The sequence below is a fragment of the Pseudonocardia sp. TMWB2A genome (genome assembly GCF_017312135.1).
Map to the genome: position 1 here is coordinate 4,251,996 of NZ_QKQY01000002.1, position 23,975 is coordinate 4,275,970.

Sequence of the window (23,975 nt, forward strand, 5' to 3'; positions counted from 1 at the left end):
CCCACCACGTGCGGCGCCGCACGGGTTTTGGTTCCGCCGCACACCCCCGGACGTGTGCGGTGCGCTCGGAACCTGTGCGGCGCGGGTCCGGTGGGGGCGGCGACCGCCCGGCGTCGAACCGGCCCGGCGCGGGCGGTGCGCCGGACGCGGGCGGGGCGGCCGAACGCGAGCGGGGCAGGGCGGCGCGGGCGCCTCAGGCGCGGAGACGGAAGGTGCCGGTGGGCGCGTCGAAGGCCAGCTCGTCGGTGTCGAACGCCGCCCCGACCGCACCGGAGGCGGCCAGCTCGCCGGGCGTCCCCGTGTGCAGCGCGCCCGCGCCGTCGAGCAGCCAGGCCCGGTCCGCCAGACGCAGTGCCGGCTCAAGGTCGTGGGTGGACAACAGCACCGCGAGGTCCTGCTCCCCCGCCAGCCGGCGCAGCGTCCCCAGCAGCGCGACCCGGGAGGAGACGTCGAGGAACGCGCTCGGCTCGTCGAGCAGCAGCAGCGACGGCTGCTGGGCCAGTGCCCGGGCGACCATCATCCGCTGCCGCTCGCCGTCGGACATCCGGGCCAGCGGGCGTCCGGCCAGCGCCCCGGCGCGGATCGCGTCGATCGCGGCGTCGACGGCGGCCTCGTCGTCGGCGGTGAGCAGGCCGGTGGCGCCGGTGTGCGGCAGCCGCCCCAGCTCGACGACGTCGCGGCCGGTCAGCTGCCCCGGGTCCGGCCGGTCGGTCAGCACCACCCCGACCCGGCGGGCCCGCTCGGGCGGCCGCAGCCCCAGCAGGTCGGTGCCGTCGAGGGTCACCGCCCCGCCGAGCGCGGGCTGCAGCCCGGCGAGGGTCCGCAGCAGCGTGGACTTGCCCGCGCCGTTCGCCCCGAGCAGCACGGTCAGCTCGCCGCGGGCGGCGACGGCGTCCACCCCGGACAGCACCGGGCGCACCCGGCCGCGGCGCAGCGCCCCGCCCTCGGCGTACCCGACGACGAGCCCGGACAGCACCAGCCCGGCGCTCACCAGGCCGCGCCCAGCCGTCGGGAGCGCAGCAGCACCGCGATCACGACCGGCGCCCCGACCAGGGAGGTCACCACGTTCAGCGGGATCACCGTGCCCAGCCCCGGCGGGTTCGCGACGACCGCGCAGGCCAGCCCGACCAGCGCCCCGGTCAGGGCGGTGGCCGGGACGAGCACCCGGTGCCGCGAGGTGCCGACCGCCATCCGCGCCAGGTGCGGCACGGCGATGCCGAGGAACCCGATCGGCCCGCAGAACGCGGTGACCGTCCCGGCGAGCACGGCGGCGACGAGCAGCACGACCACCCGCACCCGGGCGACGTCGACGCCGGCGGTGCGGGCGTAGTCGTCGCCGAGCAGCAGCCCGTCGAGCGGCTTGGCCAGCACGACCACCGCCAGCAGCCCCGCGGCGACGATCCCGCCGAGGACCGGCAGCTCGCCGCGGCCGACGCCGGACACCGAGCCGAGGCCCCACATCAGGTACTGCTGCGCGGTGCGCGGGTCGGTCCAGACCAGCAGCAGGCTGACCACCGAGGTGACCGCCGACCCCAGCATCACGCCGATCACGAGCAGCGCGGTGACCGACCGGGCGAACCGCGACAGGGCCAGCACCAGCGCGAGCACGGCGGCGGCACCGACCGCCGCGGCCGCGACGGTCGTGAGCCGCCCCCCGACGACCGGTGCGGCCCCGAGCCCGCCGGTGGCGAACGCGGCGGTCCCCGCGGCCGCGCCGAGCGTGGTCACCAGCGCGACGCCCAGCCCGGCCCCGGCGCTGACCCCGAGCACGTAGGGCTCGGCCAGCGGGTTGCGGAACAGGGTCTGGGTGAGCAGCCCCGCGGTGCCCAGCCCGACGCCGACGGCCGTCGCGGTCACCGCCCGCGGCACCCGCAGGTCGGTGACGAGCAGGTCGAGCCGGGCGTCGGGGGTGCCGATGCCGAGCAGCGCCGACAGCGTCCGGTCGAGCCCGATCACCACCGACCCGGTCGAGACGGCGAGGGCGAACAGCACGACGACCCCGGCGGCGAGCAGCGCCAGGACCAGCGGCGCCCGGCGTCCCGAGCGCTGCCCGGCCCGGTCCGGGGCCCGGGTCGCCGGAGCGGGCGACGCCGGTGCGGCCGGCCTCATCCGGCGGGCACCTGCCGGTAGTAGGTGAACGCGTGCCCGGGCAGGGCCTGCGGGTGCAGGATCGCGACGAGGTCGGCGAGGATCTCGTCCTGGTGGAGCGCGCCGCGCTCGTAGAGGGCGTTGCCGCCGTCGGCGGTGGTGGCCCGGTCGCGGGTCCACAGCTGCCCGCCGGGGCGGGCCGCGGCGAGCGAGGACAGCCGCGGGTCGAGCGTCGCGACGTCGGCGGTCGTGGCGAACGGGCCGTCGGCGAGCCAGACGCGGGCATCGCCGTCGTCGGCCAGCACCCGCTCCAGCGACTGCGCCTGGGTGCCGGTGCCGGGCATCCCGGCGCCCAGCCAGGTGGCGCCGGCGTCGCGGAACAGGATGCCCGCGGTCGACTCGGCGGCCGGGACGTTCCAGGTGCCCTGGTAGGGCTGCCCGGCGACGATCGGGGTCGGCGGCAGGCCGCGCACGCGACCGGCGAGGTCGGTGTAGCGGCCCGCGATGCCGTCGAAGACCTCCGCGGCGCGGGCGTCCTGCCCGGTCAGCGCACCGACGACCTTGATCCACTCGGCCTGGCCGAGCGGACCGGTCTCCAGGTAGTCCGCCCAGCCGACCACCGGGATGCCGGCGGCGGCCAGCGCCGGGAAGGCCGGGTCGTCGGTCCCCGCCGACAGCACGACCGGCGGCGCGGCGGCGACGACGGCCTCGGCGTCGATCGTGGAGTTCGGCGCGAAGTCGACGGCGGCACCGGAGTCGACGCGCGCCCGCACGGCCGGATCGGTGACCAGCGCGGCCCCGCCGACGCCGGTGATCCGGTCGAGCCCGCCCAGCTCGGTGATCATCGGCAGCTGGGTGGTCGAGCCGGCGAAGATCCCGCTCACCGGGGTGTGCACCACCGGGGCCCCGGCGAGCGCCGCGGGCAGCGCCGGGTCGCCCTGCCCGCAGCCGACGAGCACGACCGACTGCGGCTGCCCACCCGGGAAGGGCGTGCGGACGGTCAGGACCCGGTAGCCGTCGCCGCCGGTGATCGTGACGTTGGTGGCGTGGGTGAAGGCGACCGTGTCGTCCGGGGCGGACGCGGCGCCGGGCACGCAGTCCTGCGCCGCCGCGCCGGTCCCACCGGGGGCCGGCGGTGCCACGGCGGGTGCCGAGCACCCGGCGACGAGGGCCAGTGCGAGCAGGGCCGCGAGGACCCACCGAGGACGCGTCACCTGAACAGTCTCACATATGTGGATCAGGCCCCGACGAAGTCGGAGAGCCCGTCCAGGAGCCGGTCGACGTCGGCGTCGTCGGTGTAGCAGGCCAGCCCGATCCGCAGGGATCCGGTGTCCCCCAAACCGAGCCGCCGCGAGCACTCCAGCGCGTAGAACGACGAGGCTGGCGCCGCGATCCGCCGCTCCGCCAGGTGCCGGTAGGCGTCGGCGGCGTCGCGGTCGTCGAAGGTCACCAGCAGGGTCGGGGTCCGCCGCGCCGCCCGGGAGCGCACCGTGACCCCGGGCAGGGCGGCGAGGTGGGTCTCGATGCGCTCGCGCAGCGGCCGCTCGTGCTCCTCCACCGCGGCCATCGACGCCTGCAGCCGCGCCCGGCGGTCCCCGGTCGCCGACGGGTCCAGGGCGGCGAGGAACTCGACGGCGGCGGTGGTCCCGGCGAGCAGCTCGTAGGGCAGGGTGCCGAGCTCGAAGCGCTCGGGCACCGCGTCGCTCGACGGTGCCAGCTTCGCCGGGTGCAGGGTCTCCAGCAGCGCCGGGTCGGCGGCGAGCACCCCGCAGTGCGGGCCGAGGAACTTGTAGGGCGAGCAGGCGTAGAAGTCGGCGCCGACCGCGGCGACGTCGATCGGCGCGTGCGCGGTCAGGTGCACGCCGTCGACCATGAACAGTGCCCCGGCGGCGTGCACGGCGGCGGCGATCGCGGGCAGGTCGGGGCGGGTCCCGACCAGGTTCGACGCCCCGGTCACCGCGACGAGCCGGGTGCGGTCGGACAGCAGCGGCGTCACGTCGTCGAGCTCGGTGGTGGCGGGGTCGAAGTCGAGCCACCGCACCGTCACGCCGGCCGCCTGCGCCGCGGTCACCCAGGGGCGGATGTTCGCGTCGTGGTCGAGGCGGGTCACGACGATCTCGTCGCCCGGCGACCAGGTCGCGGCCAGCGTGCGGGCGAGGTCGAAGGTCAGCGCGGTCATGCTGCGCCCGAACACGATCCCGCGCGGGTCCGTGCCGAGCAGGTCGGCCGTCGCGGCGCGGGCGCCGAGCACGATCGCGTCGGCGGCGCGCTCGCCGCTGGTGACCGTCCCGCGGTTGGCCAGCGGGGAGGTCATGGCGGCGGCCACCGCCCCGGCGACGGCGTCGGGGACCTGGGAGCCGCCGGGCCCGTCGAAGTGGGCGATCCCGGCGCGCAGGGCGGGGAAACGGCTGCGGACGGCGGCGACGTCGTAGCTCATGGCCGGAACCCTGTCACGACGGCGCCCCGGACGCGCCCGGGCAACGATCACATGTCGTCGGGGTGTCGTACCGCCCGTGTGGGTGACACGCGGGCCATGATCCTCGGCATGTCGAGGTCCTGGGAGCACTCGCGCGGGCGCCACACCCCACGCCGGCGGCGGCGCTCGGTGCACCGTCGCACCTGGGCGGTGCTCGCCATCTCGCTGGTCGCGCTGGTGGCGCTGCTCGCGGGCGGGACCGCCGCGATGGCGGGCGGCCGGATCGGCGACGGCGTCGGCTCGCTGGCCCGCAACCTCGCGGGCGCCGTCGACCGCCTCCGTCCGGCGCCGGCCGTGCCGCCCGCGCCCCCGGTCCCCGAGGTCCTCACCAGCGTCCCGGCCGGCGGTGCCCCGGTCGCCCCGCGCAGCCCGGTCCGCACCGAGGTCAGCACCGGGACCCTCGACGGGGTCGCGCTCACCGCCGACTCCGATGACGGGCCGGTCACCGTCGCGGGCACCCTGTCCCCCGACGGCCGCAGCTGGACCGCCACGGAGCCGCTGGACCTCGCCACCACCTACCACTGGTCGGGCAGCTGGGTGCTGGGCCCGCAGGACCGGCGCCCGGTGCCCGCGGCCCCGTTCACCACCGTCGACCCCGACGACACCGTCGACGCCACCATGAACATCCGCGACGGCGGCGAGGTCGGCATCGGCGCCCCGGTCGTGCTCACCTTCGGCGAGAAGCTCCCCGAGGCCGCGAAGACCACCGTCGAGCGGGCGCTGAGCGTCACCGCGTCGCGGAAGGTCGAGGGCGCCTGGGCGTGGCTGCCCGACACCGCGGAGGGCTCGCGGGTGCACTACCGCCCGAAGGCCTACTGGCCCGCGCACACGCAGGTCCACGTGCGGGGCGCGCTGCGCGGACTCGACCTGGGCGACGGCACCTTCATGACGAAGGACCTGGACCGGACCTTCACCGTGGGGCGCAGCCAGATCGTGAAGGCCGACACCCGCAGCCACGCGATCGTCGTCGTCCGCGACGGCAGGGAGGTCGCCCGCTACGACGCCTCCTACGGCCTGGAGTCCGACCCGCGCCGGGTGACCCGCTCCGGCATCCACGTGGTCATGGCCAAGTCGGAGAAGGTGCTGATGAGCAACCCCGACTACGGCTACGTCGACGAGCCCCAGTTCTGGGCGGTCCGGATCTCCAACAACGGCGAGTTCATCCACGCCAACCCCGCGTCGTCGTGGGCACAGGGCAACCGCAACGTCAGCCACGGCTGCGTCAACCTGTCCACCCGCGACGCGAAGGAGTTCTTCGCGAGCGCCGTGTTCGGCGACCCGGTCGAGGTGACCGGCAGCTCGCAGCCGCTGACCGCCCGCGACGGCGACCTGTACGACTGGACGATCCCCTGGGACGACTGGCGCTCGCTGAGCGCGCTGTCCTGACCGCACCCCGGCCTCCCGGTGGTCCGCCCGCCAGGGACGCCTCCACACCGAACCGGACCGTCTGGTCCGGGACCGATCGGTCCGGTATCGTGGCCCCATGGCTCGCACCCCCGCCCCGGGCACCCGGGAGCGCATCCTCACCACCGCGTCGCGCCTGTTCTACGCACACGGGGTCCGCGCGATCGGGATGAACCAGATCATCGCCGAGGCGGGCACCGGGAAGAACCTGCTCTACCAGCACTTCACCACCAAGGACGACCTGGTCGCCGACTACCTGACCCGGGTCCGCGAGCGCCGCTCGGACGCGGTCCACCGGGCCCTCGACGCCGCGGGCGACGACCCGCGCGCACGGCTGGTGGCCCTCGTCGCCGAGATCGGGGACCTGGTGGCCCGCACGGGCTCCCGGGGCTGCGCCTTCCGGAACTACCTCGTCGAGTTCCCCGACGACGACACCGCCGGGGACACCCCGGCCGCGGTCGCCCGGGGGCACCTGGCCGACGTCCGGGCGATCGTCGAGCGGCTCGTCGGCGAGCTCGGGGCCGACGACCCCGACCGGCTCACCGGGGAGCTCTGCCTGATCACCGACGGGCTGTTCATGCAGGCCGCCCACCGCGATCCGGCCGACGTCCGGCGTGGCGCCGACGCCGCCGTGGCGCTCACCCGCCGCCTCGTCGGCGCCTGACCATCCGCTGAACCACTCGCCGTACCACCCCGCACTGTCCGCACGTCACCCCGGACCGATCGGTCCGCTTCGAGAGGACGACCATGCCCGCCCCCAGACCCGGTGTCGTCCTGCTCATCACGTCGGCGGCGGCGTTCCTGTCCAGCCTCGACCTGTTCATCGTCAACATCGCCTTCCCCGACATCCGTGCCGCGTTCCCGGGCACCGACCTCGGGCAGATGTCGTGGATCCTCAACGGATACACGGTGGTGTTCGCGGCGTTCCTCGCCCTCGCCGGGCGGCTGGCCGACCGCGTCGGCCACAAGCGGATCTTCCTGGTCGGCCTCGCCGTGTTCACGCTCGCGTCGGCCGCCTGCGCGATGGCGCCGAGCGTGTGGTCGCTGGTCGCCGCACGGACGGTCCAGGCCGTGGGCGCGGCCCTCGTCATGCCCACCTCGCTGTCGCTGCTGCTCACCGCCCACCCGCCCGAGCGCCGCAGCCGGGCCGTCGGAGCCTGGGCCTCGATCGGGGCCGTCGCCGCGGCGCTGGGACCTCCCCTGGGCGGGCTGCTCGTGCAGGCGTCGTGGCACTGGGTGTTCCTGGTCAACGTCCCGGTGGGGGTCGTGGCGCTGGTGGCCGGGGCACGGGCGCTGCGCGAGTCCGACCTCGAACGCACCGGGATGCCCGACCTGCTCGGCGCCCTGGCACTGGTCATGGGCATCGGCGCGCTCGCCTGGGCCCTCGTCCGCGTCCCCGACCGGGGCTGGCTCTCCACCGAGGTGCTCGCCGCCGCCGGGGTCGCGGTCCTCGGCCTCGTCGCCGTCGTCGTGCGGTCGCGGCGGCACGCGGTCCCGGCCCTGGACCTCGCGGTCGTCCGGGTGCCGTCCGTGGGGTTCGCCGCGCTGACGATGGTCGCGTTCACCTGTGGTTTCGCCGGCATGCTCGTCGTGAACGTCCTCTACCTGACCGGAACCTGGGGCTGGACGGCGCAGGCCGCGGGCCTGGCGCTCGCGCCGGGGCCGATGGTCGTGGTGGTCGTCTCGCGGCTCGCCGGGCGGCTCGCGGCGCGGATCGGGGTCGGTCCGACGGCGGGGCTCGGCGCCCTGTCCTTCGCGGCCGGGCCCCTCTGGTGGCTGGCCCACCTCGGCCTCACCCCCGACTACGCCGTCGGCATGCTCCCCGGACAGCTGCTGACCGGGCTCGGGGTCGGGCTGATCCTGCCCACGCTCTCCTCCGTCGTCGGCTCCGCCCTGCCCGCCCCGCAGTGGGGCTCGGGGTCGTCGCTGATCAACACCGCCCGCCAGGTCGGGTCGGTGCTGGGGGTCGCCCTGCTCGTCTCGGTGATCGGCGCACACACCACCGGTCTGCCATCGGAGTTCGGCGCGGTCCGGGCCGGGTGGGTGCTCCTGGCCGGGTCGGCCAGCGTCGCCGCGCTGCTGGCGCTCGTACTCGCCGTCGCCGAACGGCGGCCGGCGCCGGTCGTCGACGGCGGGGTCCCCGGCCTGACGCCGGTACGCCCGGGCGCGGAGGGCGCCGGCGCACCCTGACCCGTCACCGCCGCCCGGTCACCGGATCCGGCGCTCCTGCCCGGCCCACGCCTCGTCGCGCAGCACGAACTTCTGGATCTTCCCGGTGGAGGTCTTCGGCAGCTCGGCGAAGGTGACCCGCTTGGGCGCCTTGAACCGCGCCAGCCGCCCGCGCACGTGCTCGACGATCTCGTCCTCGGTGGCGCTCTCGCCCTCGCGCAGGGTCACCCAGGCGGCCGGGACCTCGCCCCACCGCTCGTCGGGGACGGCGATCACCGCGACCTCCAGCACGGCCGGGTGGTCGGCGATGGCCTGCTCCACCTCGACGCTGGCGATGTTCTCCCCACCGGAGATGATCACGTCCTTGGAGCGGTCGCGGAGCTCGACGTAGCCGTCGGGGTGCATGACGCCGATGTCGCCGGTCCGGAACCAGCCGTCCGGCGCGGCGTCGCGGGTGGCCTGCTCGTCGTCGAGGTAGCCGAGCATGACGTTGTTGCCGCGCAACGCGATCTGGCCGGTCGTCTCCCCGTCGGCGGGGACGTCGGCGCCGTCGTCGTCGATCACCCGGACGGCGCAGGCGATCATGTTCCCGACGCCCTGGCGGGCCTTCATCCGGGCCCGGGCGTCGGCGTCGAGGTCGTTCCACTCCGGACGCCAGTCGCAGATCATCGCCGGGCCGAAGGTCTCGGTGAGCCCGTAGAGGTGGGTCACCTCGAACCCGAGCTCGGCCATCCGGCGCAGGATCGCTGGGCTCGGCGGTGCTCCCCCGGTCGCGACGGCCACCGGGGTCTCCACCGGCCCGGCCTCCGGCGCGTAGGCGATCATCGACAGCACGGTGGGGGCGCCGTTGAGGTGGGTGACGCCCTGGTCGCGCACGAGCTCCCAGATCCGGGACGGCTCGACCTTCGGCAGGCAGACGTGGGTCGCGGCGGCCGCGGTGACCGCCCAGGGGAAGCACCAGCCGTTGCAGTGGAACATCGGCAGCGTCCACAGGTGCACCGACGACGCGGTCAGCCCGGTGTGGCCGACCATCGCCAGCGCCTGCAGGTAGGCGCCCCGGTGGTGGTACATCACGCCCTTCGGGTTCCCGGTGGTCCCGGACGTGTAGTTGATCGACAGCAGGCCGCGCTCGTCGGCGGGCCGCACCGCGGTGGGCTCCCCCTCCTCGACGAGGCGCTCGTAGTCCGGGCCGACCCGCACCGTGTGCGGCGGGGTGTCGAGGCGGGCGAGGACCTCGTCGACGAGGTCGTCGAACACCGGGTCGGCCACCAGCACCGAGGCGCGGGAGTGCTCCAGGATGTAGGCGACCTCGCCCGCCGACAGCCGGGTGTTGACCGCGACCAGCGCCGTCCCCGACCACGGGACCGCGTGCGCCGCCTCCAGCCCGACGTGGGTGTTCGGCACGAGGACCGCGACCGGGCGCCCGTCGTGCAGCGCGGCGAGCGATCCCGCCAGGCGCCGGCAGCGGTCGCGGAACTCGGTGTAGGTGAACCGCAGGTCGCCGTCGACGACCGCGACCCGGTCGCCGTGCGCCGCCGCGGCCCGGTCGAGGAACGCCGTGGGGGTCAGCGGCTCGTAGGACAGGTCCACCAGGTCGGCCGGGACACCCGCCGGGTGGACGGGGACGGGAGCCTCGTCGGTCATCCCCCGAGCCTCCCCGGCAGCGCCCGGGCACGCAATCGCCCCGCCCACCCGGAGATCTGCCGCCCGCCCGGGGCCACTGCCTGCCCGGGGGGGCCACCGTCCGCCCGGGGGGCACCGTCGGCCCGGGGGGCACCGTCCGCCCGGGGGGGGGACCGTCGGCGCGGTGACTCGCAGCCCGCGCGCGATGTGCAGCCTGCGCGGTGATCCGCGCCCACACAGTGATCCGCTTCCCGCGCGGTGATCCACCGTCCGCGCGGTGATCCGCTCCGCGCGTGCGTCCGGACACGCGCGGGCCGCGGATCTCCGCGCGCACTGTCGATCACCGGTTCGGCCGACCACCGACCACCGGCCCCGCCGATCACCGCACCGTCGGCTACCGGCACCACCGACTGTCGGCACCGTCGGCTGCCAGCACCGCCCGACCACGGGCACCGTCGACCACCGACCACCGGCACCACCGACTATCGGCACCGTCGGCTACCGGCACCGCCCGACCACGGGCACCACCGACCACCGACACATGGCACCGTCGGCTACCGGCACCGTCGACCACCGGCTCGGCGGCGGCCCTGTCCCCGTCGTGGCGGGCTGGGTTACGTTCGCAGTGGCAACGAGGCTCGTCGGGAGGCGGACGCAATGGCGTGGGACTTCAGCACCGATCCGGAGTTCGAGGAGAAGCTGAAGTGGATGCGCGGCTTCGTCCGCGACGAGATCATCCCGCTGGAGACCCTCGACCTGGACCGGGAGACCTTCGCCCGGATCACCGCCCCGCTCAAGGAGCAGGTCAAGGAGCAGGGTCTGTGGGCGGCGCACCTGCCCCCGGAGCTCGGCGGCGGCGGGTTCGGCCAGGTCTCCCTCGGGCTGATGCACGAGATCCTCGGCCAGTGCCGCTACGCGCCGGGGGTGTTCGGCAACCAGGCCCCCGACTCGGGCAACGCCGAGCTGCTCGCGATCGGCGGGTCGCCGGAGCAGAAGGAACGCTGGATGCACCCGCTGCTGCGCGGTGAGCTGCGGTCCTGCTTCTCGATGACCGAGCCCGGCGCCGGCGCGGACCCGACGATGCTGTCCACCCGGGCCGTGCGCGACGGCGACGACTACGTCATCAACGGTCACAAGTGGTTCTCCTCGAACGCCACCGGCTCGGACTTCCTGATCGCGATGGTGGTGACCGACCCGGACGCGCCGCCGTACCAGCGGGCCTCGATGATCGTCGTCCCGACCGACACCCCGGGCCTCGACGTCGCCCGCGACATCCCGGTGATGGACCACCCCGACGTCGGCGGCGAGATCTACGGCGGCCACGCCGAGGTGTTCTACCGCGACGTCCGGGTACCGGCGACGAACCTCGTCGGCAACCCCGGCGACGGGTTCCGGCTCGCCCAGCAGCGGCTCGGCCCGGGGCGCATCCATCACGCGATGCGCTGGCTGGGCCAGTCCCGGCGGGCGTTCGACATGCTCTGCGAGCGCGCGGTGTCGCGGACGGCGAGCGGGACGCGGCTCGCCGACAAGCAGATGGTGCAGGACATGATCGCGCAGTCGGCGGCGGACATGGCCGCGGCGCGACTGCTGACCCTGCACGCGGCGTGGACGATGGACCAGGTCGGCGCCTCGAACGCCCGGATCGAGATCGGGATGATCAAGTACTGGGGCGCGAAGGTGCTGCACGACGTGATCGACCGTGCGATCCAGGTGCACGGCTCGCTGGGCTTCTCCGGGGACCTGCCGCTGGAGCAGATGTACCGGGCGGCCCGGGCCGCGCGCATCTACGACGGTCCCGACGAGGTGCACAAGGAGTCCGTCGCGCGGCGCATCCTGCGCGGCTACACCCCGGTGGAGGTCCCCACCGAGCACGTCCCGACCCGCACCGAGGCCGCGCGCCGCAAGTTCGCGGAGTACCTGGACACCGCGGCGGCGAACGCCTGATGCCTCAGGCCGGCGTGGACTTCCGCGCCGGCCCGGAGGCGAGGTCGGCGCGGTAGTCCGCGACCAGCGCGTTCATCGCGGTGAGGAAGCGGGCCGCGGCGGCGAGCTCGTCGTCGTCGAAGCCGGCGAGCACGGCGTCCATCCGGGCACCGAGCGGGCCGAAGAACGCCCCGCCGACCTCGGCGGCGTTCTCGGCCTGGCGCAGGGTCACCCGCCGCCGGTCGGTGGACTCGCGGCTGCGGCGCACGTGGCCGGCGCGCTCCAGGCGGTCGACGAGCGCGGTCGTCGCACCGGTGGACAGCCCGAGCCGGGCACCGAGGACGCCCGGGGTGAGCGGTTCGCCCGCGGAGTCCGCGCGCATCACCGCGAGCAGCGCGTGCAGGTCGGTGGGGTGCAGCCGGTGCCGCCCGGCGAACTCCTGGCCGAGCAGCTCGGCCTCGCCCGCGTAGTCCTGCAGCAGCGCGACCAGGTCCTCACGTCGCGTCCGGGCAGGCATACCGACGAGCCTAGTCGCGTGCGGCGACATACCGGGCGCGGGTCAGCGCTCCGGCCGGCGCGGCGGCGTACCGGGCGGGGGTCCGGCGCGGCGGCGTACCGGGCGGGGGTCCGGCGCGGCGGCGTACCGGGGCCGGGTCAGCGCCCCGTCCAGCGCGGCGGGCGCTTCTCCAGGAACGCCGCGATCCCCTCGGTCTTGTCCGCGGACCGGTCGATCGCCGCCGAGGCGATCTCGGTGGCGTTCCAGCCGCGCTCGTCCGGCTCGGACACCACACGTTCCAGCGCGCGCAGCGACACCGACACCGCCAGCGGCGAGTTCTCGCACACCGCGGCCGCGAGCGCCAGCGCCGCCGCCTCCGCCCCGCCCGGCTCGACGAGCTCGGAGACCAGGCCCAGGGTGTACGCGCGCTCGGCGTCCAGCGGGCGCCCGGTGACCAGCAGCTGCTTGGCGATGTTGAGCGGCAGCGGCCGCGGCGCCCGGAACAGCGCCCCGCAGTTCGCGACCAGGCCACGGGCGACCTCGGGCAGCCCGAACCGCGCCGTCGTCGACGCGACGACCATGTCGCAGGCCAGCACGATCTCGAACCCGCCGCCGTAGGCGACGCCCTCGACGGCCGCGATCAGCGGGCGCCGCCGGTCCCGCCGGACGACGCCGTAGTTGCCGCCGCGCGGCGTCGGCCCGCCGGAGCCCGCGGCCAGGTCGGTGCCCGCGCTGAACGCCGTCGCGTCCCCGGCGAGCACGCCGCACCACAGGTCCGGGTCGTCGTCGAGGGTGTTGAGCGCCTCGTCGAGCCCGGCCGTCATCGCCGCGTCGACGGCGTTGCGCTTGTCCGGCCGCGTCATCCGGATCAGGAGCACGTGCCCGTGCCGCTCGGTGGTCACCCGTGTCCCCGTCATGCCGTCCGTCACGATCGTGACTGTAGGTGGGGAGCGGGCCCGGGCGTTCGTACTGTGGTGATCGTGTCCCGCAGCAAGCGCGTCCCGACCGCGTCCGTCCTGTCCGTCCCGCTCGCCCTGACCGGGGCCCTCGCCGCGCTCGGCGTGCACGTGCGCCGCAACATGGGGGCCCGCGCGGGCGAGCTCCACCGGATCGCCTCCGGGTCGCCGAACGCCGTCGACGGCGTGTTCGCCAACACCGAGCCGGGTCTGCCGCGGGCCAAGGCCTCGGCCCGGATGATCCTGAACATGCTGGTGGGCCGCCGGTCCGAGGGCGTCGCGCCGGCCACGGTGCCGCTCGCGCCGCTGCGGACCCCCGACGCGCCCGCCGGGCTGGCGGTGACCTGGCTGGGTCACGCCGGGGTGCTGCTGGAGATCGACGGCCGGCGGGTACTGGTCGACCCGGTCTGGTCGGAGTACGCCTCCCCCGTGCCGCGCTTCGGGCCGCGCCGCCTGCACCCGCCGGTCGGGCCGCTGTCCGCGCTGGGGTCCCCGGACGTCGTCGTGATCAGCCACGATCACTACGACCACCTCGACCGCCCGACGGTCACCGCGCTGGCCCGCGACACGTCCGCGGTGTTCGTCGGCCCGCTCGGGGTGGGCGCGCACCTGCGGGCCTGGGGCGTGCCAGGGCACCGGGTCGTCGAGCGCGACTGGGAGGGCGTGGTGACCGTCGCCGGGCTGGAGCTGACCTGCTTGGAGACCCGGCACTTCTCCGGGCGCGGGCTGCGCCGCAACACGACGCTGTGGGCAGCCTGGAAGGTCGCCGGGCCGCGGCACACCGCCTACCTGGGCGGGGACACCGGCGCCACCCGGGCGCACGCGCGCACCGGGGCCGCGCACGGCCCGTTCGACCTGACGGTGCTGCCGATCGGCGCCTACGCCGACCTGTGGCCCGACATCCACGCCGACCCGGAGCAGGCCGTCGCCGCGCACCGCGAGCTGGGCGGCCGGGTGCTGCTGCCGATCCACTGGGCGACGTTCAACCTGGGCTTCCACCCGTGGGACGAGCCCGCCGAGCGGGCCCGCAAGGCCGCCGCCGACCAGGACGTGGTCCTGGCCCTGCCGCGCCCGGGCGAGCGGATCGACCTGACCGGCGTCACGACCGTCGACGACGCCCGCGCCGCGGTTCCCACCGAACCGTGGTGGCCGACCGCGCGCTGATTCGCGTCACGTTCACCGCTGACCCTTTTCGCCCATTCCCGTCGCCCGGACGCCGTATCCCCCGACCCGAAACGACGGCGCCGGACTATTTCCGGGTAGGGGTTCGACAGGTCGGTTCGGCATCCTTTATCGTTCTGCCCGAAGAATCGGTTCCGGCTCCGACCGGGCGATTCCCGTCTCCGGCCGATCCGGTGATTCCCCCGTGGAAGGAATGACGACGTGGCGCAGCAGACGACCGTCACACTGGTCGACGACCTCGACGGCACCGAGGCCGACGAGCAGGTGGAGTTCTCCGTCGACGGCCGCGCCTACGAGATCGACCTGTCCACCAAGAATGCCGAGAAGCTGCGGGAATCGTTGGCGCCCTACGTCGCGGCCGCCCGTCGCGGGTCCGGTCGGCGCAGTCCCGCTTCCGGCGCCTCGTCGTCGAACGGTTCCAGCGCCTCGGAACGCGCCGCGAACCGCGCCGTGCGGGAATGGGCGGTGGCCCAGGGCATGAAGATCTCCGAGCGCGGGCGTATCCCGTCCTCGGTTCTCGAGGCCTATCAGAACGCGCACTCCTGACCGCTGCCGCCGCCGGGGTCGCCCCGGATGGCAGGATCGGGCCGACGAGAGACGTGCGCCGGGCGATCCGCGGCGCGCCCCGACGGAGAGGCCCCGATGTACCCAGGCACGCATGCCGCGACGACCCCCGACAAGCCGGCCGTGATCATGGGGGGCTCGGGCGCGACCCTGACCTTCCGTGAGCTGGAGGAGGGGTCCGCCCGGCTCGCGAACCACCTGCGTGCGGCCGGTCTGCAGCGGGGCGACGTCGTCGCGCTCGTCGCGGAGAACACCGCGCGGGTCTACGAGGTGTACTGGGCCGCCCAGCGGTCGGGGCTCTACATCACCGCGGTGAACCACCACCTGTCCGCGCCCGAGGCGGCCTACATCGTGCGGGACTGCGGCGCGAAGGCGCTCGTCGTCTCCGCCGGTGTCGCCGGTCTGGCCGCGGCGATCGAGGACCACGTCGACACCCCGGTGCGGCTGGCCTTCGGGGGCGAGATCCCCGGTGCGTCGCGTTACGCCGACTACGACGAGACCCTCGCCGCGGTGTCCGCCGAGCCGCCGGCCGACCAGCCGCGCGGCGCGGACATGCTCTACTCCTCGGGCACCACCGGCCGCCCCAAGGGCATCAAGCCGACGCTGCCCGACCGGCAGGTCGACGAGCCGGGCGACACCTACCAGGCCCTGTTCGGGTCGATGTACGGCTTCGACACCGACACCGTCTACCTGAACCCGGCCCCGCTCTACCACGCCGCGCCGCTGCGGTTCACCGCCACGGTGCAGGCGCTCGGGGGCACCGTCGTGGTGATGGAGCGCTTCGACCCCGAGAAGGCGCTGGCGCTGATCCAGAAGTACTCGGTCACCCACTCGCAGTGGGTGCCGACGATGTTCGTGCGGATGCTCAAGCTCCCGGAGTCCGTCCGCGCCTCCTACGACGTGTCCTCGATGCGGGTCGCGGTCCACGCGGCCGCGCCGTGCCCGGTGGACGTCAAGCAGGCGATGATCGACTGGTGGGGCCCGGTCCTGCACGAGTACTACGCCGCGACCGAGTCCAACGGCATCACCTTCATCGACTCGGCGCAGTGGAGCGAGCGTCCCGGCTCGGTCGGGCGCGCCGGGCTCGGCACCATCCGGATCGCCGACGACACCGGCGCCGTCCTGGCCCCGGGCGAGATCGGGACGGTCTACTTCGAGCGCGACGTCCGGCCGTTCGAGTACCACAACGACCCGGGCAAGACCCTCGCCGCGACCCACCCCGAGCACGAGAACTGGACCACCACCGGGGACCTGGGCTACCTCGACGAGGACGGCTACCTCTTCCTCACCGACCGCAAGGCGTTCATGATCATCTCGGGCGGGGTGAACATCTACCCGCAGGAGGTCGAGGACGCCCTCGCGCTGCACCCGAAGGTGCTCGACGTCGCCGTCATCGGGGTGCCCGACGACGAGATGGGCGAGAAGGTCAAGGCCGTCGTCCAGCCCCCGGAGGGCGTCGACGCCGGCCCGGAGCTGGAGCGCGAGCTGATCGACTTCGTGCGGGAGCGGATCGCGCACTACAAGGCGCCGTCGTCGGTGGACTTCACCGACTTCCTGCCGCGCACCCCCACCGGCAAGCTGGTCAAGCGGGAGCTGCGCGACCGCTACGTGTGACCTCACCCCTCCCCCGCGTCGCCCGCGGCGCGGGGGAGGTCAGGTGGCCCGGCGGGCGTAGCGGGCGCGGGTCCAGGCGGCGACCAGCGCCAGCGGCACCGAGGCCACCAGGGCGGCGGCGAACAGCGGGGCGAAACGCCCGGCGTCGGCCAGCGGGGCACCCAGCGTGGTCCCGGCCGAGCTGCCCAGGAACAGCAGCGTCGCGAACAGCGCGACGGCGGTCGCGCGGGCCTGCGGGACGACCTCGGTCGCCCAGGTCTGCAGGGTCGAGTGCAGGAACGCCCACGCCCCACCCAGGCAGAGCCCGGCCGCGGCGACCGTCACCGGGTGCACGACGACCAGCGGGAACACCCAGGCGACGACGAGGAACCCGCCGCCGGTGCCGGCCAGCGCGGCCGGGCGCAGGCGCCCGACCAGGCGTCGCACGACCCGGGAGAACAGCACCGCGCCGACGCCGTAGCCCCCGGCGGCGAGCCCGGCCAGCGCGGCGGAGCTGCCCCCGGCCTGCAGCGACGGGGCCAGGTAGGTCAGCACCCCGAGCACGACGGCGCCCTCGACGAAGGCGAGCGCCAGCACCAGCCGCGCCCAGCCGTTCCCGGCGACCGCGGCCAGCGGGCGGAGCACCGCGTCGACGATCCCGCGCGAGGTGGTGCGGGCGCCGTCGGGTTCGGGCAGCGCCCGCAGCGCGACGAACAGCACCGCGCAGCCGGCCGCCGTCGTCCCGAGGACGACGCGCCACCCGGCCAGGTCGGCGAGCAGTCCCGCCCCGGCCGTGGCGACGGCGGTGCCGAGCGCGGTCGCGGCGAGCAGGTCCGACAGCGGCCGCTGCCGGACCGCGGCGGGCCAGGTGTCACCGACGTAGACCAGCGCCGCCGGGATCAGCGCCGCCGTGCACGCGCCGGTGACGACCCGGGCGACGACCAGCACCGCCAGCGTCGGGGCCAGCACCGAGGCGACCCCGCCCAGCACCGCGCCGACCAGGGCCAGGCGCATCACCCGGACCCGGCCGATCCGGTCGGACAGCACCCCCCACACGACCTGCATGAGGCCGTAGGCGAGGAAGTAGCCCCCGGCCGCACCGGCCGCCGCGGCCAGCGGCGCCGAGAACGACGCGGCGATCGGCACCAGCAGCGGCGCGATCGCGAACCGGTCGACGGTGCTCGTCAGCGACGCCAGCTGCAGCAGCCGGAGCCGCCGGGTGCCGTCGGGGACGGCACCGCCGGGGTCGGCTCCGTCGGGGGTCGTGCTCACCGGCGTCACCCTGCACGGCGGGCCGTGATCTTGCCCCACCGGGGTGAGCGGGACCACAGTGGCGGGGCAGTCGAGGCTCGGGAGGCCACCGGTGGGCACGATCACGGGACACGGGATGACCGCGGCGGACGTCGTCGCGCGGCACGCACGGACCGCACCGGACGGGCCGGCGCTGGCCGACCCGCGGACGTCGCGGACCTGGGCGCAGCTCGACGACCGGGTGTCCCGGCTGGCGACCGTGCTCGCCGACCGGGGGGTCGACCGCGGGGACCGGGTCGCGGTGCTCGGGCTCAACTCCGTCGAGCTCGTCGAGAGCTACCTGGCGGTGCTGCGTCGCGGCGCGATCTGCGTGCCGCTGAACTTCCGGCTGACCGCGGGCGAGGTCGCGTTCCAGCTGACCGACTGCACCCCGGTGGCGGTGCTGTGCGACGACGCCTTCGCCGCCACGGTGGAGTCGGCGCGGAAGCAGGCCCCGTCGGTGCGGACGGTGCTCACTCTCGGCGACGGGTTCGACGCACTGCTCGCCGGGACCGGTCCCGGCGACTGGGGCGACGACGTCGCCGACGACGAGCCCGCCTACATCATGTACACCTCGGGCACGACCGGCCGCCCGAAGGGCGCGGTGCTGACCCACCGCAACCTGATGCTGCACGCGTTCCTGTCGATCACACACCTGGGCACCACGGGCGACGACCGGGTCTCGATGTCGGGGGCGCCGCTGTTCCACATCGCCGGGCTGTCCGGGATGCTCCCGACCCTGATCGCGGGCGGCCGGGTGATCATCCCGCCGTCGGGCGGCTTCGACCCGGTCGCGACGGTCGACACCCTGGAGCGGGAGCGGGTGTCGTCGTGCTTCTTCGTCCCGGCGCAGTGGCAGGCGATCTGCGCCGTGCCCGGCATCGCGCAGCGGGACCTGTCGGCGCTGCGCCGGATCACCTGGGGTGCCGCTCCCGCGTCGACGACGCTGATCCGCACCATGATCGACACGTTCCCGGAGGCCATGGTGGTCACCGCGTTCGGGCAGACCGAGTGCAGCCCGGTCACCTGCGCGCTGCGCGGCGAGGACTCGGTGCGCAAGATCGGCTCGGTGGGGACGCCGATGGTCGGCGTCGAGGTGCGGGTGGTCGACGCGGAGATGAACGACGTGCCGCGCGGCGAGGTCGGCGAGATCGTCTACCGCGGTCCGACCGTGATGCGGGAGTACTGGGGCCGCCCGGAGGCGACGGCCGAGGCGTTCCGCGGCGGCTGGTTCCACTCCGGTGACCTGGTGCGCGAGGACCCGGACGGCTTCTACTACGTCGTCGACCGCGCCAAGGACATGATCATCTCCGGCGGGGAGAACGTGTACAGCGCCGAGGTCGAGGAGGTGCTGGCCGCGCACCCGGGCGTCGCCGACGTCGCGGTCGTCGGGGTGCCCGACCCGCGCTGGGGCGAGACCCCGCTCGCCGTGGTCGTGCCCGCCGACCCCGCGGCCCCGCCGGACCTGGACACGCTCACCGCGTGGTGCGCCGACCGGCTGGCCCGCTACAAGCAGCCGAGCCGGCTCGCACTGGTGGAGGCGTTGCCGCGCAACCCGTCGGGCAAGGTGCTCAAGACCGAGCTGCGCCGCGTCCACGGGTCCGTGTGAGACGAACCCGCTCGCGTCGGCGGCGGTGGGACGCCTAGCGTCGCGGGGGTGTCCGTCGTGGAGTCCGTGAACACCGGGGTGTCCCGTCCGATCCTCGCCAAGGCGGGGGCCTCGGGTATCGACAAGCGGCCGGTACCCGGTCCGGTCCGGGTGGACGTCCCGGCGCCCGCGGCGAGCGGGCTGGCCGGCGACACGATCTGCGACGCCGACCACCACGGCGGCCCGGACCAGGCCGTCTACGCCTACGCCCGGGAGGACCTGGAGTCCTTCGCCGCCGAGCTGGGCCCGCTGCGGGCGGGGATGTTCGGGGAGAACCTCACCACCCGCGGCGTCGACGTGTGCGGCGCGGAGCTGGGCGAGCGCTGGCGGGTCGGCGGGGTGCTGCTGCAGGTGACCGCGCCGCGCATCCCGTGTCGGACCTTCGCCGCGCACCTGGAGCGGGCGGGCTGGGTGAAGCGGTTCACCGCGGCCGCCCGCCCCGGCGCCTACCTGCGGGTCCTGTCCCCCGGCGAGATCCGCGCCGGCGACGCCGTGACCGTCGAGCACCGGCCCGGGCACGGCGTCACCGTCGCCGACGCGTTCCGGGCGCTGCTCGCCGAGCCGGCCCGGCTCCCGGACCTCCTGGCCGCGGGTGAGCACCTGCTGCCGGAGATCCGGGAGACCGTCACGAAGCGGACCGCGTCCCGGCGCTGACCCGGCCGTAGCGCATCCCCATGGCCGTGCGGACCGCGTCGAGCGTCTCGTCGGCCAGCGCGTTGGCGCGGGCGTTGCCGCGGGCCAGCACGTCGTCGACGAGCCCGGGGTCGCGGGCCAGCTCGGCGCGCCGCGCGCGGTGTCCGGCGAGGTGGTCGTTGACCGCGTCGGTGGTGAGCCGCTTCAGCGCGGCGGCCCCGTCCAGGGTCGCGGCCAGCTCGTGCGGGTCGCGGCCCAGGCACAGGGCCGCGGTCGTGAGCAGCCCGTACACCCCGGGCCTGCCGTCCGGGTCGACGGTGATCCGCCGCTCGGGGTCGGTGCGGGCGCGGCGCACGAGCGCCGCGGTCTCGTCGGCGGTCGCGCCGAGCGGGACGGCGTTGCCGCGGGACTTGGACATCTTGTGCCCGTCGAGCCCGGGCAGCTCCGGGGTCTCGGTCAGCATCGGCTCGGGCGGGGTGAACACCGGGCCGTAGCGCTCGGCGAAGCGCCGGGCCAGCACCCGGGTGAGCTCGATGTGCGGGAGCTGGTCCTTGCCCACCGGCACGAGGTCGGCGCGGCAGGACAGGATGTCCGCGGCCTGGTGCACCGGGTAGGTCAGCAGCAGCCCCGACAACGCGCGCCCGGACGCGGCGTGCTCGGCCTTCACCGTCGGGTTGCGGTGCAGCTCGGCCTCGGTGACCAGCGACAGGAACGGCAGCATGAGCTGGTTCAGCGCGGGCACCGCGGAGTGGGCGAACACCGTCGTGCGGTCCGGGTCGAGCCCGGCGGCGAGCTGGTCGAGCACCGCGCCGCGGACGTGCTCGGCCAGCCGGTCGGCGACGTCGCGGTCGGTGATCACCTGGTAGTCGGCGAGGATCACCAGCACGTCCACCCCGGACCGTTGCAGCCGGACGCGCTCGGAGATCGTGCCCACCAGGTGCCCCAGGTGCAGCGGGCCGGTCGGCCGCTCCCCGGTCAGCACCCGGTGCGACGACGGGTCGGCGGCGACGGCGGCACGCAGCGCGGGCATCCGGGCGACGGTGGCGGCGAGGGAATCCATGATCAGCTCCTGGGAACGGGGAGCTGCACGAGACACACCGGTTGCCGCCGGGCTGCTCGGGCAGCCCGGGGTGACGGTGACGTGCGTCTACGCGGCTGCGGGGAGCAGCCGCCACCAGACGGGACGGGAGGAACGCACGGGGGCACCTTACACCCGGTCAATCGACAATCGTTATCATCACTGGCATGGCCGACCGTCGCGTTCCCGTCACGATCCTGTCCGGCTTCCTCGGCGCGGGGAAGACGACGCTGCTGGAGCACCTGCTCGCGAACCGCGCGGGCAGGCGGATCGCCGTCGTCGTCAACGACATGAGCGAGGTCAACATCGACGGCGCGCTGGTCGACCTGCACCGCAGCCAGGAGAAGCTGGTCGAGCTCACCAACGGCTGCATCTGCTGCACGCTGCGCGAGGACCTGCTGACCACGGTCGGCGAGCTGGCCGCGGAGGGGCGCTACGACCACATCGTCGTCGAGTCGACCGGGATCTCCGAGCCGATGCCGGTCGCGGCGACGTTCGAGTGGACCTTCGACGACGGCACCGCGCTCTCCGACGTCGCGCGGCTGGACACGATGGTCACCCTCGTCGACGCCTCGACCTTCGAGACCCTCCTGACCACCGAGGATTCGCTCGCCGACCGCGAGCTGCAGGCGGCGCAGGGCGACGAGCGGACCCTGTCGGACCTGCTCGCCGACCAGGTCGAGTTCGCGGACCTGCTGGTGCTCAACAAGACCGACCTCGTCACGCCGCACGCGCTGGGCCGGATCGAGGCGCTGCTGTCGCGGATGAACCCGGGCGCCCGCCTCGTGCGCGCCGTGCGCGGGGACGTGCCGGTCGCCGACCTGCTCGACACCCGTCGCCACGACCCGGCGGCGGCCTCGGCGACGCCGGGCTGGGCCCAGGAGCTGAACGGCTCGCACACCCCCGAGACCGAGGAGTACGGGATCGCGAGCGTCACCTGGCGGGCGGCGCGCCCGTTCCACCCGGCGCGGCTGCTCGACGCGCTCGGCGAGTGGCCGGGCCTGCTGCGCAGCAAGGGCTTCTGCTGGCTGGCGACCCGGCCCGACGTCGCCGGGATGTGGTCGCAGGCCGGCCCGAACATGGCGCTGGACCCGGCGGCGCCGTGGTCGTCGTTCGACGGGCCGCGCGGGCAGGAGATCGTGTTCATCGGGCTCGGCCTGACCCGCGACGCCGTCACCGCGCGCCTCGACCCGGCCCTGCTCACCGACGACGAGCTGCTCGCCGGGCCCTGCTCCTGGCGCGACCTGGACGACCCCCTGCCCGCCTGGGACCTCGACGACCTGCACGACCACGGGATCCACGAACACGCGCCCGCGGCCGGGTAGCGTCCGGGCACGTGCCCGACCTCACCCCGGACGAGTTCCGCGCCCTCGGCCACCTGTTCGTCGACGCCGTCGCCGACGCCCGCGCCGGGATCGAACGCCACCCGGTCCGCGACGTCGTCGAGCCCGGCACCGTGCGGGCCCGCTTCCCCCGCGAGGCGAACGAGGACCCCGAGCCGCTCGCGGCGTTCCCGTCGCTGGTCGAGACCGTCACCGGTGACGCCGATACCCGCTGGCAGCACCCCGGGTTCCACGCGTTCTTCCCGGCGAACGCCTCGCTGACCTCGCTGCTCGGCGAGCTGCTCTCCGGCGGCGCCGGGGCGCAGGGGATGCTCTGGTCGACCTCGCCCGCGTGCACCGAGGTGGAGCAGGCGGTCACCGACCAGCTGGCCAGGGCGCTCGGGCTGGACGAGACGTTCACCCACGACGGCGGCGGGGGCGGCTCGATCCAGGACTCGGCGTCCTCGGCGGCGCTGGTCGCGCTGACCGCCGCGCTGCACCGGGCCGCACCGGACCCGGACTCCGGCTGGCGGGTGCGCGGGGTGACCGGCCGGGAGCGCGTCTACGTCACGGCCGAGACGCACTCGTCGCTGGCCAAGGCGGTGCGGGTGGCCGGGCTCGGCTCCGACGGGCTGCGGACCGTCCCGTGCACCCCGGGCTCCCGGGCGATGGACCCGGCCGCGCTGGCCGACACCCTCGCCGCGGACGTCGCCGCCGGGCTGGTCCCGGTGCTGGTGTGCGCGACGGTCGGGACGACCTCGACCGGGTCGAGCGACCCGGTCGCGGCGCTGGTCACGGCGGCGCGGCCGTACCGGGCCTGGGTGCACGTCGACGCCGCGTGGGCGGGCGTCGCGGCGCTCTGCCCGGAGCACCGCTGGGTGCTCGACGGCGTGAACCCGGGCCCGGGGCCCGGCGTCGACTCCTTCTGCACCGACGCCCACAAGTGGCTGCTCACCGCGTTCGACGCCTCGCTGCTCTGGGTGCGCGACGCCCGCGCGCTGCCGGCCGCGTTGTCGATCACCCCGGCCTACCTGCGCGACGCGCACTCCGACTCCGGCGCCGTCGTGGACTTCCGGGACTGGCAGGTCCCGCTCGGGCGGCGGTTCCGGGCGCTGAAGCTGTGGGCGGTGCTCCACGGCCAGGGGCTGTCCGGGCTGCGGTCGCACCTGCGCGGGCACGTGGACCTCGCCGCCGAGCTGGCCGAGCGGGTCCGCGGGCACGACGACCTGGAGCTGGCGTGCGCACCGGTGCTGTCACTGGTCTGCCTGCGCTCGCGCTCCGGCGACGCCGCGACCACCGCGCTGCTGGAGCGGGCCAACGCCGACGGACGGGTGCTGCTCACCGGCACCGAGGTCGACGGGCACCCGGTGGTGCGGGTGGCGTTCGGCGGGGTCACCACGGGCCGCGAGCACCTCGACATCGTGTGGGATGTCCTGTCTGCCCGATCGTGACCGCCATGGGTAAGGTTCGCCTGTCCACCCGGAAGGGTGTACTGACCTGATCCCCCGGCGCCCGGTGCACCCCGCCCGC

At 75.2% G+C, this 23,975-nt stretch carries 20 protein-coding genes; 11 read left to right on the forward strand and 9 right to left on the reverse strand.

The annotated features are described in order from the left end of the window. Window positions 1-193: 193 nt before the first annotated feature. The 4 genes from DMP17_RS34485 to DMP17_RS34500 are packed head-to-tail and all read right to left on the reverse strand — an operon-like array spanning window position 194 to window position 4,525. A complete protein-coding gene (locus DMP17_RS34485; protein WP_337831724.1) occupies window positions 194-991 on the reverse strand; it encodes an ABC transporter ATP-binding protein in 798 nt (265 codons plus the stop codon). Next, a complete protein-coding gene (locus DMP17_RS34490; RefSeq protein WP_337831725.1) occupies window positions 988-2,109 on the reverse strand; it encodes a FecCD family ABC transporter permease in 1,122 nt (373 codons plus the stop codon). Before DMP17_RS34490 ends, DMP17_RS34485 begins: the two co-directional genes overlap by 4 nt. Beyond that, on the reverse strand, window positions 2,106-3,302 hold the full coding sequence (locus DMP17_RS34495) for an ABC transporter substrate-binding protein (RefSeq protein WP_337831726.1): 1,197 nt from the start codon (window positions 3,300-3,302) through the stop codon (window positions 2,106-2,108). Before DMP17_RS34495 ends, DMP17_RS34490 begins: the two co-directional genes overlap by 4 nt. 23 nt (window positions 3,303-3,325) lie before the next feature. Then, on the reverse strand, window positions 3,326-4,525 hold the full coding sequence (locus tag DMP17_RS34500; RefSeq protein ID WP_337831727.1) for a cysteine desulfurase-like protein: 1,200 nt from the start codon (window positions 4,523-4,525) through the stop codon (window positions 3,326-3,328). 108 nt (window positions 4,526-4,633) lie between these two features. Between DMP17_RS34500 and DMP17_RS34505 the strand changes: the two genes are divergently transcribed. The 3 genes from DMP17_RS34505 to DMP17_RS34515 all read left to right on the forward strand — a co-directional run bounded on the left by DMP17_RS34505 (window position 4,634) and on the right by DMP17_RS34515 (window position 8,158). Next, window positions 4,634-5,950: a L,D-transpeptidase gene (locus tag DMP17_RS34505; protein ID WP_337831728.1), complete on the forward strand. Its 1,317-nt coding sequence runs from the start codon at window positions 4,634-4,636 to the stop codon at window positions 5,948-5,950. Between the two features lie 97 nt (window positions 5,951-6,047). Further along, window positions 6,048-6,632 (forward strand): TetR/AcrR family transcriptional regulator, encoded by a 585-nt coding sequence (locus DMP17_RS34510; RefSeq protein WP_337831729.1) that lies wholly within the window; start codon window positions 6,048-6,050, stop codon window positions 6,630-6,632. An 83-nt stretch (window positions 6,633-6,715) separates the two neighbouring features. Next, on the forward strand, window positions 6,716-8,158 hold the full coding sequence (locus DMP17_RS34515; protein ID WP_337831730.1) for an MFS transporter: 1,443 nt from the start codon (window positions 6,716-6,718) through the stop codon (window positions 8,156-8,158). Window positions 8,159-8,176: 18 nt separating this feature from the next. Here DMP17_RS34515 and DMP17_RS34520 read toward each other — a convergent pair whose 3' ends face one another. After that, a complete protein-coding gene (locus tag DMP17_RS34520; protein WP_226364882.1) occupies window positions 8,177-9,781 on the reverse strand; it encodes an AMP-binding protein in 1,605 nt (534 codons plus the stop codon). A 636-nt stretch (window positions 9,782-10,417) separates the two neighbouring features. On the opposite strand from DMP17_RS34520, the gene DMP17_RS34525 reads away from it, so the two are divergent. After that, the gene (locus DMP17_RS34525) at window positions 10,418-11,704 is read left to right on the forward strand and encodes an acyl-CoA dehydrogenase family protein (RefSeq protein ID WP_226350676.1); all 1,287 of its coding nucleotides are present in this window, start codon (window positions 10,418-10,420) and stop codon (window positions 11,702-11,704) included. A 4-nt stretch (window positions 11,705-11,708) separates the two neighbouring features. Here DMP17_RS34525 and DMP17_RS34530 read toward each other — a convergent pair whose 3' ends face one another. Further along, window positions 11,709-12,200 carry a MarR family winged helix-turn-helix transcriptional regulator gene (locus tag DMP17_RS34530; RefSeq protein WP_226350675.1) on the reverse strand — a complete coding sequence of 164 codons (492 nt, stop codon included), beginning with the start codon at window positions 12,198-12,200 and terminating at the stop codon, window positions 11,709-11,711. A gap of 137 nt (window positions 12,201-12,337) precedes the next feature. Continuing rightward, window positions 12,338-13,108 carry an enoyl-CoA hydratase-related protein gene (locus DMP17_RS34535; protein ID WP_226350674.1) on the reverse strand — a complete coding sequence of 257 codons (771 nt, stop codon included), beginning with the start codon at window positions 13,106-13,108 and terminating at the stop codon, window positions 12,338-12,340. Window positions 13,109-13,159: 51 nt separating this feature from the next. Here DMP17_RS34535 and DMP17_RS34540 point away from each other — a divergent pair, with 51 nt between their 5' ends. The 3 genes from DMP17_RS34540 to DMP17_RS34550 all read left to right on the forward strand — a co-directional run bounded on the left by DMP17_RS34540 (window position 13,160) and on the right by DMP17_RS34550 (window position 16,495). Further along, window positions 13,160-14,299 carry an MBL fold metallo-hydrolase gene (locus DMP17_RS34540; RefSeq protein WP_337831731.1) on the forward strand — a complete coding sequence of 380 codons (1,140 nt, stop codon included), beginning with the start codon at window positions 13,160-13,162 and terminating at the stop codon, window positions 14,297-14,299. Window positions 14,300-14,518: 219 nt separating this feature from the next. Further along, window positions 14,519-14,863 carry a histone-like nucleoid-structuring protein Lsr2 gene (locus DMP17_RS34545; protein WP_337831732.1) on the forward strand — a complete coding sequence of 115 codons (345 nt, stop codon included), beginning with the start codon at window positions 14,519-14,521 and terminating at the stop codon, window positions 14,861-14,863. 96 nt (window positions 14,864-14,959) lie between these two features. Further along, window positions 14,960-16,495, forward strand: a complete 1,536-nt coding sequence (locus tag DMP17_RS34550; RefSeq protein ID WP_337831733.1) for an acyl-CoA synthetase — start codon at window positions 14,960-14,962, stop codon at window positions 16,493-16,495. A 39-nt stretch (window positions 16,496-16,534) separates the two neighbouring features. Here the strand turns inward: DMP17_RS34550 and DMP17_RS34555 are convergent, their stop codons facing one another. Beyond that, window positions 16,535-17,746 carry an MFS transporter gene (locus DMP17_RS34555; RefSeq protein WP_337831734.1) on the reverse strand — a complete coding sequence of 404 codons (1,212 nt, stop codon included), beginning with the start codon at window positions 17,744-17,746 and terminating at the stop codon, window positions 16,535-16,537. A gap of 115 nt (window positions 17,747-17,861) precedes the next feature. Here DMP17_RS34555 and DMP17_RS34560 point away from each other — a divergent pair, with 115 nt between their 5' ends. Then, window positions 17,862-19,373 carry a long-chain-fatty-acid--CoA ligase gene (locus DMP17_RS34560; RefSeq protein ID WP_443217987.1) on the forward strand — a complete coding sequence of 504 codons (1,512 nt, stop codon included), beginning with the start codon at window positions 17,862-17,864 and terminating at the stop codon, window positions 19,371-19,373. Window positions 19,374-19,421: 48 nt separating this feature from the next. Then, window positions 19,422-20,066, forward strand: a complete 645-nt coding sequence (locus DMP17_RS34565) for an MOSC domain-containing protein (RefSeq protein ID WP_226350669.1) — start codon at window positions 19,422-19,424, stop codon at window positions 20,064-20,066. On the opposite strand, the gene trpS is transcribed toward DMP17_RS34565, so the two are convergent. Further along, window positions 20,038-21,105 carry a tryptophan--tRNA ligase gene (gene trpS, locus DMP17_RS34570; RefSeq protein ID WP_226350668.1) on the reverse strand — a complete coding sequence of 356 codons (1,068 nt, stop codon included), beginning with the start codon at window positions 21,103-21,105 and terminating at the stop codon, window positions 20,038-20,040. The genes DMP17_RS34565 and trpS overlap by 29 nt on opposite strands. Window positions 21,106-21,290: 185 nt before the next feature. Between trpS and DMP17_RS34575 the strand changes: the two genes are divergently transcribed. Together DMP17_RS34575 and DMP17_RS34580 are read left to right on the forward strand one after the other, a co-directional pair. After that, window positions 21,291-22,448, forward strand: coding sequence for a GTP-binding protein (locus tag DMP17_RS34575; RefSeq protein WP_337831736.1), 1,158 nt, complete (start codon window positions 21,291-21,293; stop codon window positions 22,446-22,448). Between the two features lie 11 nt (window positions 22,449-22,459). Beyond that, complete coding sequence (locus DMP17_RS34580) at window positions 22,460-23,896, forward strand: pyridoxal phosphate-dependent decarboxylase family protein (RefSeq protein WP_337831737.1); 1,437 nt, start codon at window positions 22,460-22,462, stop codon at window positions 23,894-23,896. Window positions 23,897-23,975 lie beyond the last annotated feature (79 nt).

Excerpts from the sequence above, each read along its gene's own strand:
- DMP17_RS34490 (WP_337831725.1), bottom strand. The coding sequence starts at position 2,109 with ATGAGGCCGGCCGCACCGGCGTCGCCCGCTCCGGCGACCCGGGCCCCG.
- DMP17_RS34500 (WP_337831727.1), bottom strand. The coding sequence starts at position 4,525 with ATGAGCTACGACGTCGCCGCCGTCCGCAGCCGTTTCCCCGCCCTGCGC.
- DMP17_RS34505 (WP_337831728.1), top strand. The coding sequence starts at position 4,634 with ATGTCGAGGTCCTGGGAGCACTCGCGCGGGCGCCACACCCCACGCCGG.
- DMP17_RS34510 (WP_337831729.1), top strand. The coding sequence starts at position 6,048 with ATGGCTCGCACCCCCGCCCCGGGCACCCGGGAGCGCATCCTCACCACC.
- DMP17_RS34515 (WP_337831730.1), top strand. The coding sequence starts at position 6,716 with ATGCCCGCCCCCAGACCCGGTGTCGTCCTGCTCATCACGTCGGCGGCG.
- DMP17_RS34520 (WP_226364882.1), bottom strand. The coding sequence starts at position 9,781 with ATGACCGACGAGGCTCCCGTCCCCGTCCACCCGGCGGGTGTCCCGGCC.
- DMP17_RS34525 (WP_226350676.1), top strand. The coding sequence starts at position 10,418 with ATGGCGTGGGACTTCAGCACCGATCCGGAGTTCGAGGAGAAGCTGAAG.
- DMP17_RS34530 (WP_226350675.1), bottom strand. The coding sequence starts at position 12,200 with ATGCCTGCCCGGACGCGACGTGAGGACCTGGTCGCGCTGCTGCAGGAC.
- DMP17_RS34550 (WP_337831733.1), top strand. The coding sequence starts at position 14,960 with ATGTACCCAGGCACGCATGCCGCGACGACCCCCGACAAGCCGGCCGTG.
- DMP17_RS34560 (WP_443217987.1), top strand. The coding sequence starts at position 17,862 with ATGACCGCGGCGGACGTCGTCGCGCGGCACGCACGGACCGCACCGGAC.
- trpS (WP_226350668.1), bottom strand. The coding sequence starts at position 21,105 with ATGGATTCCCTCGCCGCCACCGTCGCCCGGATGCCCGCGCTGCGTGCC.
- DMP17_RS34575 (WP_337831736.1), top strand. The coding sequence starts at position 21,291 with ATGGCCGACCGTCGCGTTCCCGTCACGATCCTGTCCGGCTTCCTCGGC.